General features: G+C 54.1%; 16 protein-coding genes. 3 read left to right on the forward strand and 13 right to left on the reverse strand.

The window, feature by feature from the left end; genetic code table 11:
- Positions 1 to 22: 22 nt before the first annotated feature.
- Positions 23 to 622, forward strand: a complete 600-nt coding sequence (locus ABIE48_RS29635; RefSeq protein ID WP_192716051.1) for a TetR/AcrR family transcriptional regulator — start codon at positions 23 to 25, stop codon at positions 620 to 622.
- Positions 623 to 704: 82 nt separating this feature from the next.
- On the opposite strand, the gene ABIE48_RS29640 is transcribed toward ABIE48_RS29635, so the two are convergent.
- A complete protein-coding gene (locus tag ABIE48_RS29640; protein ID WP_354520222.1) occupies positions 705 to 1,112 on the reverse strand; it encodes a nuclear transport factor 2 family protein in 408 nt (135 codons plus the stop codon).
- Between the two features lie 131 nt (positions 1,113 to 1,243).
- On the opposite strand from ABIE48_RS29640, the gene ABIE48_RS29645 reads away from it, so the two are divergent.
- Both ABIE48_RS29645 and ABIE48_RS29650 read left to right on the forward strand, forming a co-directional pair.
- Entirely contained in the window at positions 1,244 to 2,218 is a 975-nt protein-coding gene (locus ABIE48_RS29645; protein ID WP_192716052.1) for a helix-turn-helix transcriptional regulator, read from the forward strand.
- Between the two features lie 202 nt (positions 2,219 to 2,420).
- Positions 2,421 to 4,490 (forward strand): HelD family protein, encoded by a 2,070-nt coding sequence (locus ABIE48_RS29650; RefSeq protein ID WP_192716053.1) that lies wholly within the window; start codon positions 2,421 to 2,423, stop codon positions 4,488 to 4,490.
- An 18-nt stretch (positions 4,491 to 4,508) separates the two neighbouring features.
- Here the strand turns inward: ABIE48_RS29650 and ABIE48_RS29655 are convergent, their stop codons facing one another.
- The 12 genes from ABIE48_RS29655 to ABIE48_RS29710 all read right to left on the reverse strand — a co-directional run bounded on the left by ABIE48_RS29655 (position 4,509) and on the right by ABIE48_RS29710 (position 15,385).
- Positions 4,509 to 4,955 carry a Dps family protein gene (locus ABIE48_RS29655; protein WP_145027077.1) on the reverse strand — a complete coding sequence of 149 codons (447 nt, stop codon included), beginning with the start codon at positions 4,953 to 4,955 and terminating at the stop codon, positions 4,509 to 4,511.
- A gap of 81 nt (positions 4,956 to 5,036) precedes the next feature.
- On the reverse strand, positions 5,037 to 5,480 hold the full coding sequence (locus tag ABIE48_RS29660; RefSeq protein ID WP_076172945.1) for a winged helix-turn-helix transcriptional regulator: 444 nt from the start codon (positions 5,478 to 5,480) through the stop codon (positions 5,037 to 5,039).
- 105 nt (positions 5,481 to 5,585) lie between these two features.
- Positions 5,586 to 6,623, reverse strand: a complete 1,038-nt coding sequence (locus tag ABIE48_RS29665; RefSeq protein WP_145027079.1) for a zinc-binding alcohol dehydrogenase family protein — start codon at positions 6,621 to 6,623, stop codon at positions 5,586 to 5,588.
- Positions 6,624 to 6,714: 91 nt separating this feature from the next.
- The gene (locus ABIE48_RS29670; protein ID WP_192716196.1) at positions 6,715 to 8,091 is read right to left on the reverse strand and encodes an FAD-dependent oxidoreductase; all 1,377 of its coding nucleotides are present in this window, start codon (positions 8,089 to 8,091) and stop codon (positions 6,715 to 6,717) included.
- Positions 8,092 to 8,437: 346 nt separating this feature from the next.
- Positions 8,438 to 8,833 carry a VOC family protein gene (locus ABIE48_RS29675; protein WP_192716054.1) on the reverse strand — a complete coding sequence of 132 codons (396 nt, stop codon included), beginning with the start codon at positions 8,831 to 8,833 and terminating at the stop codon, positions 8,438 to 8,440.
- Positions 8,834 to 9,019: 186 nt separating this feature from the next.
- Entirely contained in the window at positions 9,020 to 9,403 is a 384-nt protein-coding gene (locus tag ABIE48_RS29680; protein ID WP_192716055.1) for a hypothetical protein, read from the reverse strand.
- Positions 9,404 to 9,455: 52 nt separating this feature from the next.
- Positions 9,456 to 10,784 (reverse strand): MATE family efflux transporter, encoded by a 1,329-nt coding sequence (locus ABIE48_RS29685; protein WP_354520736.1) that lies wholly within the window; start codon positions 10,782 to 10,784, stop codon positions 9,456 to 9,458.
- 154 nt (positions 10,785 to 10,938) lie between these two features.
- Positions 10,939 to 11,418 (reverse strand): DUF6530 family protein, encoded by a 480-nt coding sequence (locus ABIE48_RS29690; protein ID WP_145027090.1) that lies wholly within the window; start codon positions 11,416 to 11,418, stop codon positions 10,939 to 10,941.
- A gap of 2 nt (positions 11,419 to 11,420) precedes the next feature.
- Positions 11,421 to 11,765, reverse strand: a complete 345-nt coding sequence (locus ABIE48_RS29695; RefSeq protein ID WP_186326085.1) for a GIY-YIG nuclease family protein — start codon at positions 11,763 to 11,765, stop codon at positions 11,421 to 11,423.
- A gap of 233 nt (positions 11,766 to 11,998) precedes the next feature.
- The gene (locus ABIE48_RS29700) at positions 11,999 to 13,549 is read right to left on the reverse strand and encodes an extracellular solute-binding protein (RefSeq protein WP_192716057.1); all 1,551 of its coding nucleotides are present in this window, start codon (positions 13,547 to 13,549) and stop codon (positions 11,999 to 12,001) included.
- A gap of 37 nt (positions 13,550 to 13,586) precedes the next feature.
- Positions 13,587 to 14,477: a carbohydrate ABC transporter permease gene (locus ABIE48_RS29705; RefSeq protein ID WP_076172615.1), complete on the reverse strand. Its 891-nt coding sequence runs from the start codon at positions 14,475 to 14,477 to the stop codon at positions 13,587 to 13,589.
- Positions 14,471 to 15,385 carry an ABC transporter permease gene (locus tag ABIE48_RS29710; protein WP_192716197.1) on the reverse strand — a complete coding sequence of 305 codons (915 nt, stop codon included), beginning with the start codon at positions 15,383 to 15,385 and terminating at the stop codon, positions 14,471 to 14,473. Before ABIE48_RS29710 ends, ABIE48_RS29705 begins: the two co-directional genes overlap by 7 nt.
- Between the last annotated feature and the right edge of the window lie 211 nt (positions 15,386 to 15,596).

Below are 15,596 nucleotides of genomic sequence, written 5' to 3' on the forward strand. Positions count from 1 at the left end.
TATTCAGGAACAGGTGATTAGAATGACTAAGAAGGAATCCGCCAAAGAACGGATACTGAAGGTGGCGTCCGATTTATTTTATAGCGAAGGCGTGCGCGCTGTAGGGATCGACCGGATCATTGAAGAGTCGGGGGTCGCCAAGGCGAGCTTTTACCGCAACTTTCCGACCAAGGACCATCTGGTCGTGGCCTATTTGGAACTGCGCTCCAAGACTAGAATGGAAGCCGTTGAAGAAGTGAGGCGGCAGTTCCCCGATTCGCCCAAAGAGCAACTCTATGCCCTCCTGGATGAATTGGTTGAACGGATGAAGAGCTCCCGATTCCGCGGCTGTCCTTTTATGAACGCCATCGTCGAATTTCCGGATGAGGACCATCCCGGACACCAGGCAGCCATAACATACCGCTCCACCCTTTGGAAAAATATTGAGGATATTGCCCGCCAGGCCGGCGCCCGCGACCCGGTTCAGCTCACTTACCAGCTTCAGCTGCTGAAGGATGGCGCCATGATGAGTGCCTACATGGATAAGGGGTACTACCATGCCGAATATTTTCTGAACGCCTGCCAAGTGCTGATCGACCGGCAGTTTGATGAGCCTACTCCGTCCCGCCGGACAACCGAATAACATGGCGCAGCGGGCAGCAAACATGCGGGCAAGACCGAGGGCACCCTTCGTGCTTATTCCCGGCCTTGCCCGTTTTCATGCCTTACGACTTCGCTATCGCAAGCAGGTGGGAAGTGACGCCTACATACTCCCGGAAGGAGCGGATCCGTTCCTGCTCGAAACGGAACACGATTACCAGTTCATTCTTGTACGGCATTTCGTTAAAGATCCCCTCCGCTTGAAAGATAACGATCCCGGTATCCTCCTGCTCTACGCAGATGACCGGCGTTAGTTTGGCACTCATGCTTGCCCGTTCAAGCTCGACCAATTCCCGGAACCTCCCGGTTCCCCTCTGCTCTCCCTGCCATTCCTCAAAAGGGATCGGGACGATAAAACCAAAATCAGAGGTCACCAGCGCTTCAAACGCCCCCGTGTCCCCTTCCTCAATCGCTCGGCGAAATGCATGAAATGCTTGCAGACTACGCTCGTTTCCCTTTTCCATTGGTTCCATACAGCATCCTCCTCTATTGGGGTTGATTATGCCTTTCCAAATCTTATGAACTCATCATATCGTTTAAACACGACAGGTGCTGTCTTGTTTTTGTGATACACTTGAGAAAAAAATGAAAGGACGGGACGCCGATGTATAAATCCCAGCGGTTGATCCGGCTTATCATGCTCGTCAATGCCAAGAAAAACTTTACCCTCCGCGAGCTTGCGGATGAGCTGGGCGTGTCCCAGCGGACCATATCCAGGGACCTCATCGAGCTTGGCGAGCTGGGCATCCCTGTGTACTCCGTCCAAGGACGGGGCGGCGGTTTCCGCCTGTTAAACGAGCGGCTGCTGCCCGCGATCGCTTTTACCGAAAGCGAAGCGACCGCCTTGTTCTTCGCCTCCCAATCGCTGGCTTACTTTGGCTCCGTCCCGTTCGGCAAAGCGGCCGCTTCCGCCCTCGACAAGTTCTATCACTATCTCCCGCCGGACCTGAAAGAGAGAATCAGCCGCTTAACCGGTAAAATGGCGATTTGGAGCCCCCGGCGCAGCATGCCGGCCGAGTGTCTGGAGGTGCTGCTGCAGGCGGTTATGATTCGCAGCGCCGCAACCATTGTCTATCAATCCGGCACATCCGCGGACGAAAGAGTCATTCAGCCGATCGGCCTCTACTCGGACCAAGGATACTGGTACTGCCCTGCCTACTGCTTTACCCGTAAAGCTTATCGCCTGTTCCGGGCCGACCGCATCCGCTCGGCCGTGCTGAATGAAGATGTCCGCTGCCTTGACGAGGTTGATGAGAAAACGGTGTTTAACTGGAATGAGGAGGAGCTGAAGATGGCGCCAAAGACCGACTTCATCGTTCGATTGACTCCAGAAGGCGTCCGAATGCTGGAAGGGAACGGCAGGCTCCAGCCTTATATCGAGGGCGAGCCCGATGGCAGCGGCAGGATCGATATATCCATTCCCCGGAAGGACGTGGCGTTCTTTGCCGATATGGTCTGGATGTTGGGGCCCGAGGCGGTAATTATGGAGCCTCCCGAAGCCCGGGAATGGGTTAACGGCCGGCTGGCCGCCATGCAGCGGCAGTACGCGGAGCGCATTCCGGAATCTGAATCCAGGTAGTTACGTACATACCAAAAAGCCAGGCCCCTTAAGGACCTGGCTGTAGTTTATCCCATTAATTACTTTGATGCTGTAAAGTGGTGCCGTATAAGTGTTTCTGGACCCACGTGCAAGTTATAATACTACAGCCGGAAGTATAAGTCTATATTTTTGGCGGATTTTTTCTATACTTAGACTTATTCTTTCACAGGGAGGGTCTAAGATGTTGAACCAAAGCGAAGCCGATGAAAGGCGTTATGCCGAAGCGATGACAGACAAGCTGGGACGGGCGCTGGAAGACATCCGCGGGAAAATATCCGCTTCCTACCGCGACGTCATCGAGGCGAAAAAATATATGTGGGAAAACATTTCCCAGCTGGATCCCGCGGAGCGAGCCGCGAACAAGGTCGACATCTCGCTTCAGATCGACTCGGGTGAGAAAGCGATCGACAAGGAGCGGAAGCTGCATAAGCTGTACCAGTCTCCTTATTTCGGCAGGGTAGACTTTCGGGAAAATGGCCTAAAAGAAGCCGATGCCTATTATATCGGGATTCATTCCTTTGCCGGGACGGACGGGCATACGAATCTGATTTACGACTGGCGCTCGCCGGTCGCCAGCATGTTTTACGATTTCGGCGTCGGGCCCGCCTATTTCATAGCTCCGCTGGGGCGGATCGAGGGCGAGCTGACGGTGAAACGGCAGTACAAAATTAGGGACGGCCGCATGGAATATATGATCGAAAGCTCGATCAACATCGACGACCACGTCCTTCAGAAGGAGCTCAGCAGCACCTCGGACGAAAAGATGAAAAACATCGTCGCCACGATTCAAAAGGAGCAGAACGTCATCATCCGCAATGAAACCTCCGATGAGCTCATCATTCAGGGCGTGGCCGGTTCCGGAAAAACGTCGGTCGCCCTGCACCGTATCGCCTTCCTGCTGTACCGCTACAAGGAGACACTGACGTCAAGAAACGTGCTGATCATCTCGCCGAACACCGTGTTCTCCGATTATATTTCGAGCGTTCTGCCTGAGCTTGGTGAAGAAAATATGATGGAAATGCGCCTCGAGGAGCTGGCGGTAGCGGAGCTCAAGGGGATTGCCGGCTTCCAGACGTTCTACGAGCAGGTCACCGTATTGATGGACCAAGAAGACCCGGGCATGGTCGAACGCATCCGGTTTAAGGCGACTGCCGACTTCATCCGGAAGCTGGTAGAGTTTGTCGCTTATGCAGAGCAGCATTATTTTGCGCCGGAGGATGTGCAGGTCGACGGACTGCGGATTTCTGCCGCGGAGCTGCGAGCCATCTATGACGGCACCCGCCGGATGCCCGTACTGTCCAGGCTCGAGCGGACCGCAAACCAGGCGGCGGCAAACCTCAGGGACGAGGATGGACAGAGGCTGTCCGCACCCCGGATTCGCAAAATCAAGGCGGCCGTTAAAAAAATGTTTCGTGCATCCACCCTGCTGGCGCTGTACAAGGATTTTTACGACTGGCTGGGCAGACCAGAACTGCTTCGCATGGCAGGGCCGAAGAAGCTGGAATATTCGGATGTTTTTCCCCTCATCTACCTGAAAATGTACTGGGAAGGAACGGCGCCGTTTGATTTCGTCAAGCATCTGATCGTCGACGAAATGCAGGATTACACGCCCATCCAGTACGCTGTCCTTTCCAGGCTGTTCAACTGCCGCAAGACGATCCTCGGCGATGCCGGCCAATCCGTCAATCCCTACTCCTCCTCTTCGCTTGCCGAGATCAAAAAAGTGTTCCCGAACGCGGATACGGTCGAGCTGCTGAAGAGCTACCGGTCCACCTATGAAATTACGACCTTTGCCCAGCAGCTCAAAGACAACAGCAGCGTCGTACCCATTGAGCGGCACGGCGAGCTGCCGCGGATGGTTGCCTGCGAAGACAAGGAGGAGGAAATCGAGCGGATCCGGTCTGTCCTCCGGGAATTTGTGCATTCCGGGTCGCGTTCCATGGGGATCGTCTGCAAAACAAAGGCCCAGGCAGACGAGGTCTATCAAAGCTTGAGGGACGCGTTTGACAACCTGTATCTGCTGGATTTCGACAGCGAGGAGTTCCGCGAGGGCATCATCGTCACATCCGCCCATTTGGCGAAAGGCCTGGAGTTCGATGAGGTGATCGTTCCTTTCGTGAATAGCGAAGTCTACCGGAACGAGATGGACCGATCGCTGCTCTATATCGCCTGCACCAGGGCGATGCATAAGCTGACGCTGACGCACAGCGGGGAACGGACGACGTTATTAAAAGAGCCCGGGGAGCTTTAGCCCCCGGGCTCTTCCTTTTTATCCAAGATAAGATTCCAGCATCCAGACGTGCTTGTCGAGGTCCGCCTGCATCCCGATCAGCATATCTGCCGTCGGATGGTCGCCGGCGTCTTCCGCCAAACGGATCCCGTCCTGCAGCTCCTTGCTGACTACAGAGAAGTCATGGATAAGCGACTGCACCATACCGCGCGCGTCCTCTTTTCCCGTGGCTTCCGCTACCGTGCCGATTTTAAGATATTCTTTGATCGTCGCGGCCGGTCTTCCCTTAATCGTCAGGAGGCGTTCGGCGATGTCGTCCGCTTTTTGCGTAATGTCGTTGTACAGCTCTTCGAACTTCGCATGGAGCGTGAAGAACTGTTCCCCTTTTACGTACCAATGGTAGTTATGGATTTTAACGTAAAGAATGCTGAAGTTCGCCACCTGCTGATTCAATACCTGTTCCAGCGTGATTGTCGTGTTTGCCATTTGTCATCCATCCCTTCTTTATGTGTAATGGACCGCCCTAGGCGATCCGGCTGACTAAGAAGCTTTTGCGGCGGCCGTTCGTTACGGCTGCTTGGCATCTTCTACGGGGACAACGGTAATGTCATCCACGTTCGATTCGCAGTGCGGGCAATAATGGCGGAGTTCGACTTCGTGGCCGCAGGCGGTATGCTTCAGGCTTTTATAGCATTTATCCAGGTGCTTCTCTCCCCATAGGATAAAAGCATGAAAGATCATTTCCATATCCCGTCCGCTTTCCGTCAATTCATACTCATACCGCGGAGGATGCGCGGAGTACAGGTTGGATACGATCAGCCCGTCCTCCTCCAGCTGTCTGAGCCGCTCGGATAACACATTCGCAGAGATCGTCGCCAGCCCCTGCTTGATCTCGTTGAACGTTTTTTTACCGACCAAAATTTCATGTATGATCATCAAAGACCATCGATCGCCAACGATGTTCAATGTCTGCGCAATGTTGCAATCCAGGTTGTAAATATTCTTCGGCATATCCATGACCCCCCGTGTATCTTTGCCTCAAATGTGGTTCTGCCTTCTAATCCTACAGTGCCACAAATGACCGCTTCACGCAAATCAGCCCCCGCGCGGCTCCCGTCAGAATCCTTCCAATACGACCTTGCCCACCGTACGGCCGGTCTCCAGCAGAGCATGGGCCTTGCGAAGATTGGCTGCATTGATCGGTGTCAGCGTCTCGCTTGTGGTGGTCCGGATGACGCCCTCGTCCACGAGGCGCGCGACTTCGTCCAGCAGCTTGTGCTGCTCGATCATATCCGGCGTTTGGTACGTAGAACGGGTAAACATGAGCTCCCATACGAACGTGACGCTTTTATTCTTGAGCAGGGTCAGGTTGAGCAGTTCATCCGTCTCCACGATCGAGCAAATCTTGCCTTGCGGCGCGATCGCTTCCGCCATGTTCGCCCAGTGCTTCTCCGTGCTGTTCAAGCAGAGGACGTAATCGACCTGCTCGATGCCGACCGCCTTAAGCTGCGGCAGGAACGCTTCAAAATGGTTGATGACGTAGTCCGCCCCCAGCCCTTTCACCCAATCGGCCGATTCCGGCCGGGAAGCCGTGCCGATGACCGTAAGGCCGGAATATTTGGATAGCTGTATCGCAATAGATCCGACCCCGCCGGCTGCTCCGATAATCAGGATGGTTTTGCCGGTGTTGTCCGCCTTGCTCTTGGAAACACCAAGCCGGTCGTACAAGCTTTCCCAAGCTGTAATGGTCGTTAACGGCAGCGCCGCCGCCTGTGCAAAATCCAGCGTGGATGGCTTCTTACCCACGATCCGTTCGTCCACGAGATGAAATTCGCTATTGCCGCCAGGACGCGTAATGCTGCCGGCATAGTACACTTCATCGCCCGGCTTAAACAACGTCACATCCGGACCTACCTGCTCGACCACACCCGCGACGTCCCATCCCAGCACTTTTGGCACGCTCTCCACGCGGTCTTTAGGCGAACGGACTTTATAATCGACAGGATTCACTGAGATGGCATGGACTTTCACCAATAAATCCTTGCCTGTTGGCACCGGTTTATCCAGCTCAACATCAATCAGGCTTTCCGGATGATCAATCGGTAGATACTTATACAGGCCTACGGCTTTCATCGTCTCTTTTACTTTCGTCATGGTTTTTCTCTCCCTTATAAATGTGATTTATCGTGTTAAGCTGAATGGCATTGTGTCCGTCAATATGTAAGCGATGAGCTCGTAGAAGAGCTCACTTGACCGCGCCGAGCAAGTCGTTGATCGTCTCCGCCATCGACGGATGCGTAAAAATGGTATCGCGGAGTACGGAGTACGGCTGCCCGGACTGCATGAACACGGACACGATGTTCACAACCTCGCTGGACTCCGCACCGAACATGGTGAACCCGAGCAGACGGTCAGTTTCGGCGTCGACGACCGCCTTCAGCAGACCTTCCGTCTGTTTCAGCTGGCGTGCCCTCGTCGATGCGGTAACGGGTAATTTCGCCGTTTTTACGGTGTACCCCCGCTTCTGCGCCTCCTGTTCCGTATACCCGACTTGGGCCAGCGGAGGATCGATAAACACGGAGTAAGGAACGAATCGCCGGTCGCCGGTCGTACGCGTCCGGTCGCCGAACAATTGATTCTTGAGAACCCGGTAGTCGTCCAGCGAAATGTACGTAAACTGCGGGCCGCCGTTCACGTCGCCGATCGCCCAGATATGCGGCACATTGGTCTGAAGCGTCTCGTCGACCCGGACGAAACCTCGCTCCGTCACTTCAACGCCTGCGGCTTCAAGATTCAGCCCGTCCGTATTGGCCTGTCTTCCGGTGGCGACCAGTACGGCATCCGCTTGGAGTGTGTCCTCACCGTCAGGTGTGGACAGCAGCAGCTGAACGGATTCCCCTTGTTCCGTAATCCGGGACACCTTGGTCTGCAGCCGGAAGCGGATGCCCTTGGCCTCCAGCACCTTTTTGACCTCTTCGGCAATCTCCCGGTCCTCTCTCGGCATAAATACGCCGCCATTCTCAAGAATGGTCACCTCTGAGCCGAACCCTGCATAGATGGAGGCGAATTCCAGGCCGATATAGCCGCCGCCGATGATGGCCAACCGGGAAGGCAGCTTCGCCAAGTCCAGCATTTCCGTGCTCGTATAGACGTGAGCTCCGTCAATCCCGGGAATGTCAGGAAGGATCGGCTTCGCCCCCGTATTGATGAAAATCCGCTCGGCCTCGGCGAGGATGGCCCCAGCTTCCGTTTCCACCCGAACCTCGTGCGGGGATTGGAACGAAGCCGTCCCGGTCAATACCGTGATCCCCCGATGGCTGTTCAGGTTATTGAAGTTCTTGCCGCGCAGCAGGGTAACCAGTTCATCTTTCTCTTGAAGGGCGTGCGCATACTTTGCCTGCCGGGACTCCGGACCGTTCCCTTCCTCCTGCGAAACGATATGCGACTGATAGGCCAGCGCCTTTGTGGGAATGCAGCCGATATTGATGCAGGTTCCGCCATACATCTGAGGTGACTTTTCCACGACGGCGACTTTCAATCCCTGCTCGGCCAGAAAGGGGGCCAACGTTTTTCCGCCTTTGCCAAAGCCGATAATTAACGCATCGAACGTTTCCTTGATCATCGGATGATCCATCCCTTCTCGAATGAAGCTCTTACTTGATTTTTTTCTCGTCATGATCTGCTTTGCTGAGCGCTCACCTGTTGTGCTCGTTTCTATGTAAGTCATAATACAATACTTAGTTAGTTTTTACAACCTACTAATTTAAAAAAACTTTCTTTTTGGCTTTTTGGAACCCATTTGTTCCCTTAACGAAGGGGAAAAAGGTAAGTTTGACGCCGGTTGATCAACGGTTCCCCGATGTTCACTGCAGCAAAAAAAGACAGCCGATCCTCATGGCGGCTGCCTTCCTTGAGCTGCTTTATCTGCTGCTTCCCATCGTTACATTTGCCAGGTTTCGTTCCCGCAATTACATTTTCGTGATCATCCACGTCACACCGAACCGGTCAATGACCTCACCATAATAAGCGCCCCATGGCTGAAGGGCAAAAGGATACTTGCTTTCTCCGCCCTCACTCAGCCTGGCATAGGCCGCTCTGGCTTCCTCCTCATCGATATATGTTAAAGAAAGGCTGACGCTGCGGTTATACGAAACCGGTTCAAACGCGTCGGACAGCATCAGCGGATTCGCTCCCGCCACCGTTACTGCCAAGTGCATCACTTTATCCTTCATCGCCTCAGGCGCTCCGGGCGCGTCTCCGTATGTACTGACAAACTGGATTTCCCCGCCGAGGGCCTCGATATAGTAATTCGCCTGGCTTCTTGCATCCACCGACATCAGATAAGCGTTCATTTGTGCTCCCATAATAGTTCAACAACCTTTCACCTGTTTTTTGTCTTTATATCAATACGACGAATGCATGTCGGCGAAATCGACACGGAAGCAAAAAAATTTTTAAAAAGTTTTTTAATACAAAAAAGAGCTGCTTCCACGGTCATTTTCCCCCCGTTCGAGCAGCCCTTCAATTATAGTTATCAATCTGATTTGTTTTTAAGGTTGAATGGATGCACCGGTCGCAACCCATTTGCCGGATTTGAGTTGGAGTGTCAGCCGGACCGGCTCCCTGAACCCGAAATGCTCACCGGAGTACTGCTGGGTCACATAAGCCAGAGATACGCCGAAGAAATGCAGCGGAAATACGAAGCCGATGTCGTGAACGGCGGGATCATATGCATAGTCATTGTTCGTCATGCCTCGCTGAACCGGATGGATGTCATGATAGACAGCCTCATCCATGTATTCCGTATAGCCCGGGTCCCCGCCCATGGCTGCCACCAATATCCGTTTCGTATCATGGGCGATCCAAGCCCCAAATCCGATGTACGCAGCCACGAAAGCGATGATCAGCGATAACGCTAGCCTTTTCCCCTTCATGCCGGTCCCCCCCTTGGTTATTCCAGGTTCCGCAGTTCTGAAGTACTCCCTGTTAGTGAACGAGCCGCGTAATCTGCTTCTTTTTCCATGAGAAGCGGTAGTAGCTGTACACCAGAATGAAGCTGGCAATGAACGCTGCCGGATACCCGATCCAAATGCCTTCGATGCCAAGGCTTGTGTGGTACGAGAGCACATAGGCCACAGGGACCTCTACGCACCAGATCGACACGATGTTGAACACCGTCGGCCACAGCACCGTGCCGCTGGACCGCATCGTCGCCCCGTAAATTTGCGTATGGCCGAAGATGAGGTAGCTCCACAGCGTGATCATGAGCAGCCGGTGGGCGATGTCCAGCGTATCTCCGCTCGTAATGAACCAGGACAAAATATGCTCCGAGAACAGGTACACCGGGATAATGATGATGGCCCCAATGATATAGTTGAGCATAATGCCCACGCGGATGACCTGTTTTAGCCGGTCCAGCTGACCTGCCCCGATCGACTGCGCTCCCAGCACCGATACGGTCATGCCCAGGCTGATCGCCGGCATCTGGACGTAGCTCGCCACCTGGTTTCCCGCGCCATAGGCCGCGGTGGCGTCGGACCCGAACCGGTTGACGAATATGATGACCGCAATCTCGGACAGCGACACCAGGATCATGCTGATGCTGGACGGAATGCCGAGACGAAGCAGCAGCTTCAGCATTTCCCGGTCCATCCCCAGGTGCCTGCGCACCGAAGCGTCGAACTGCAGCGGGTGCTTCTTCCAGCGGAGATACCAGAGCATCGCGATAAAGGTCGCGATCGTGGAGACGAGATTCGCGTAAGCCGCACCGTACAGGCCGAGCTTGGGCAGCCCGATCCAGCCGAAGATCAGCACGGGCAACAGAATCAGGTTCAGCGCCGTACTGACGATCAGAAAATAAAACGGCGTTTTGGAATCGCCCGTTCCGCGCATAAATGTCGTATAGACCGCATACAGGAACAAAAACGGAAGGCTCCAGAACATAATGCGGGCATACTGTACGGAAATGTCAATGATGTTGGACGGGGTACCGATCAGAAGCAAAATATCCTGGGTAAAGATGCCTCCCAGTACCGCCAGGACGATGCCCAGAATGAGCGTAAAGGTCAGCGTCGTACCGACGACCGCCTTGAGCTTCTCCTCGTTGCGGGCCCCGTAGGCCTGACCGATCAGAATGGCACTGCCGGAGCCAATCCCGATCACGAAGGATATGACCAGAAAAAATAACGGAAAAAACGCGGATATCGCCGCCAGCGCCTCAACTCCGATCCAGCGCCCCACGACGATGCTGCCGACCAGCTGGCCGACGGACTGCAGGGCGTTGCTTAGAATAAGGGGGATGAGGAAAGCGATCATGGCCCGCAGTACCGTATCCTTCTTGTCGGGAGCACCCGGCCCCGGCCTCTCGGATGGCACGGCACCGGAGGCGCCTTTTAAACCTTGCTCGGTAGAACTCATGTAAAACCATCTCCTTTAATGATCATCCATTTGAAAGGTTTCCGCATGCTCATCAATATCCCATGTCCTTAAGCAGACGGGACAAAATGCGGAACCGCTCGCCCAGCAGCTCGCCGTCTTCGTTCAGCGCTTGGGCAAACAGCTTGATATCCTCGTCGATCATCGGATTGTCCGTGCATACCGCCACTTCCATAGCGTCCCCCTGCACCCCTACACGGTCGATGGTCGCCTCGTCCGGGTCATACAGCTTGGGATAGCGGTACGCCTCACTGAAGTAAGCGCTGCTGCGCAGGATCAGAATCGCCAGATCCAGCACCCGGTGCATCGGAAGCTCTTCGGATTGGCGCGACCATTTCTCGCCGGTATAACGCCATACCTTGGCGGAAATGTCCACCTTCCCGCGCTCGTTCCACTGGGCAAGGCCCAGGGACAATCCCTTGGCATCCGTGCTGTACGCCTTTCTGCCGTCGATGTTTTCGTAATTCTCGGAAACGATGACCGGTTTATGTTTTAACGTTGTTGGGATCCTCATGGTTAGATCATCTCCACATTTTCTAATTTATCTTTCCAGATGTCGCGCAGGAGCTCCAGGTCCTCCGTATAGTCGGTTTTGGACTCATCCTTGTCGTAGGCGAGCGTGTCCACAACCTTCACTTCAAACTGGCTCTCCCCGTATTCGTTCCATTCCCGCTGCAGCTCCTTGCATTTGTGCAACCCGGATCTTAACGTAAACTGGTGCCGGTTCAGCATGCTCTTCATATCCTGCGTAAAACCCAGATAGATGCGTCCGGAAGGGACACACTTGAGCATATATACGCCCATTTGGGGTTTCATTTCTTTGTACTGGGCGATCAGCTCCGCCCTGCGGCTTTTATCCATCCGATTCATCTCACTTTCCCGATTGATATTTAGTAATTTACTAAATCAGTAATTTACTAAATAACTAGATCATTTATATTACAGATATTGTATCCTGTCAAGGAATTTGGAAAACCTTTGGGATGGAATATCGGTATCAGCCCTTTTGTAATGAGGAAACTGTATTCAAAAGAAAAAAAAGCACCCGGCCGTTAGCCAGGTGCCTCAGGAAATCGGCGCAGCCTCGCGCCTTCCTATTTATTTTCCAGCTTCGCCTGCTCCACCCGCTGCTGCGCCGCCGTATAGGTGTCGATCAGCTTTTGGACGCCGAGGCCATTGATTTCCTCCACATATTTATCCCACTCGCTTAATTTCCGCGTGCCCAGGACGAACTTGGAGAAGTTTTCTTCGCGGTATTTTTTCACAGCCTGCCCGGTCACCGACAGCACCTCGTTCTCCGCGTCGGTAAAGGCCGGCTTCGGCTGCATCGCCGGCGGATCGTATTTGGCCGCTTCCTCGTAGGCCTTCTTCAAATCGTCCGAGAACAGCGACAGGTGCGCGTTAAAGTCGATCCACGTGTACGTGCCGCTCGTCTGCAGGCCGGTCTGCTTCCGCATTTCTGTCACGTCGGTATACTCCGGTTTAAATTTCTTCTCCCCATTTTCCACCGTATAAGTCTCGCCTTCCTTGCCCCAGCTGCTTAAGTTTCGCCCATCTTCACTGTAGAAAAAGTCCATGTACTTCATAATTTCGTCTTTATGCTTGGAGCTCGAGGCTACGGTCAGACCGCCCTCAAGATAGTGGAAATACGGGTTCAGCTGTTTCATGCCCGGCAGTCCTGCCGGCGGCGCCATGAACTGCAGGCTGTACTCCGGATTATCCTTGCGCATCGCGTTGTTGAAGAAGTCGACGCGGCTGATGTAATCGATCGTCACAAAGGATTGGCCCGTGGACATGACGTCCTGCCACTGCTTCGTCTGGATCGACAGGAAATCCGGCGGAATCAACCCTTCCTCGTAGAAGGTATGCCACATCTCCACCATTTTCTTGTAGTTGTCCTCGGTCGGTCCGAACTTCCACTTGTTGTCGTCAAAATCGTAATACACGTCCGTGCCCGTATCGAAGTTGGTCGTCAGGTTGGCGTACATCTCATCCGGAATTTGCCCGAAGCGCATCGACAGCGGATAGCTGTCCGGGTACAGCTGCTTCAGCTTTTTCAGCACCTGGTGCAGCTCCTCATAAGTCTTAGGCGGCTGCAGTCCGTTTTTCTTGAACACATCCTCACGGTACAGCCAGATCATCCGGTTCGTCTCCCCAAAGCCCTGGTTCGGGAACATATACATTTTGCCGTCCGCGGACAGCGCGGCCTTGGCCTCCTCCGGATACTGCTCCATCCACTTTTTCAGGTTCGGCATTTGGTCTACATGGTCCAAAATATTTTCCAGCGCGCCCTGGTCCCCGTATTTGTTGGAGTCCCTGCGGCTCGACATATACATGAGGTCCGGGAGATTGGCCGAGGCCATGACGAGGTTCAACGTGTCGCTCAGCTTGCCCGAAGGCGTCTGTACGTTCAGCGTGACCCCGGTTTTCTCCTGAATCCACTTCCAGATCGGCCAATCCTTGCTGTACGGGAAGGTCGCATTGTTGTCGAGGAGAGCCGTTAAGGTGACCGTCTCCTTCTGTCCCCCGGTTCCGGCATTTGGTGCCGAATTCGTCTCTTCCTTCTTCCCGCTGGTGCATCCGGCTGCGGCAATGACGATCAGCAGTGCGGCCAGCAGCGCTGAAGCGATCTTTCTTTTCTTCATTCGTTTCGCCCCTTTGATCAAAATTGGAACATCACAGTTATCCCTTCACCGCGCCGATCATCGATCCTTTCACAAAATATTTCTGGACGAACGGATATATGATCAGGATCGGAATGGTGGATACCATGATCGTTGCAAACTTCAGCGAATCCTCGACCACCATGTTGTCTCCGCCGATCTGCGTCACCTGCCCGGAGCTGACGCTTCCGGCAAGCACCAGATTGCGGAGGATGACCTGAAGCGGGAACAGGTCGGGATTGCGTAAATACAGCAGCGGATTCATGAAGTTGTTCCAGATGCCTACCGCATAGAACAATGAGATCGTAGCGAACACCGGCTTGGATAGCGGAACGATGATGCGGAAGAAGATGCCGATGTCGTTCAGCCCGTCGATCCGTCCTGATTCCTCCAGCTCCTTCGGAATGCCGCTGAAGAACGTCCGCATCAGAATGAGATTCCACGTGCTGACCGCTCCCGGCAGCACCATGCCCCAGATCGTATCAACCAGCCCGAGCGAGCGGACCACCAGAAACGTCGGGATCATGCCCCCGCTGAAAAACATCGTAAACACGATCAATAGCGTAAAGCCTTTATGAAACGTCATGTCGCTCCGGGACAGCGCATAAGCGCCCATGGACGTAATGATCATCGCAATCGCCGTGCCCAGCACGGTGTAGATGATCGTGTTCCGGTAGGCCGACCAAATTTTCGGGTCTCCCAGCACCAGATCGTACATCCGGAGATTAAAACCTTTTGGCCACAGCGTGACTTCTCCCTTCATGACGTACACGTCCCCGCTGAGCGAAACCGCAAGCATGTAAACGAACGGATACAGTGTCACGGCGGCGACACCGAGCAGAATCAGCGTATTGACAATGGTAAACAGGCTGATCCTGCGGCGGCCGCGCACCTCCCCTGCACTTACCATAGGCTGGTCCCCCCCAGTCTGCGGCTAATAAAGTTGGCCGAAAAAATAAAGATGAAGCTGATGACCCCCATGAACAGATCGATGGAAGAGGCATAGCTGAAGTTCCCCTGCTCCATCCCGACCCGGTACACATAGGTGCTGATGATGTCCGCCGTATCGTAAATGGCCGGGTTATACATCAGAAATACTTTCTCGAAGCCGATCTCGAGCACCTTCCCGATATCGAGGATCAGGATGATCATGATGGTCGGGGCAATGCCGGGCAGCGTCACATGCCACAGCTTCCGCCACCGGTTTGCCCCGTCGATGCTGGCCGCTTCATATAGCTGCGGATCGACCGCGGTCAGCGCCGCCAGGAAGATGATCGTCTCCCATCCGATGTGCTGCCAGATTTCCGACAGGACATAGACCGGCCGGAACCATCCCGGCTCCATCATGAAGTTGACCGGCTTGCCGCCGAGCCCGGTAATCAGCTCATTGATGATTCCGCCATTCGGGGACAGGAACATGATCACCATGCTGGCCACGATGACGTTGGAAATGAAATGCGGCAGGTAGCTGACGGTCTGCACCCATTTTTTGAACACGGCATTCCGGACTTCGTTCAGCAGCAGGGCCAGAATGATGGGCGCCGGGAAGCCGAAGACCAGCTTGTAAACGCCGAGCAGCACCGTGTTTTTCATCAGCACCCAGAAATCCGGGTTCTCGAAAAACATCCGGTAATACTTGAAGCCCACCCACTCGCTCGCCCAAATGCCCTTGAACACGTTGTAGTTTTTGAATGTAATCACGAGGCCGAACATCGGTGCATACTTGAAAATCGCGTAATACAGCAGGCACGGGAGAAACAGCAGCCATAAGTATTTGCTTCGTCTCCAGGCCCGCTTCAGCCTGCTCTGCATGGTCATGCTGCTGCGGCGCTTAACGTTCAGGCCCGGCAGGCCTGCTTCAACGATTCCCGACACTTCCGATTGTGCTTGTTTCACCCACATGCGCACCTCCCTCTTTGGTCATGGGCCGTGAAACCCTGTACCCGAATCATACTTGAACGCTTCTCCATAAATAAATCTGCACGTTTGTGAGGATATCCCCTTTTTCCGGGGTCAGCCGGAAGATTGT

The sequence above is a fragment of the Paenibacillus sp. OAE614 genome, from assembly GCF_040546645.1.
GTDB lineage: Bacteria > Bacillota > Bacilli > Paenibacillales > Paenibacillaceae > Paenibacillus_AQ > Paenibacillus_AQ favisporus.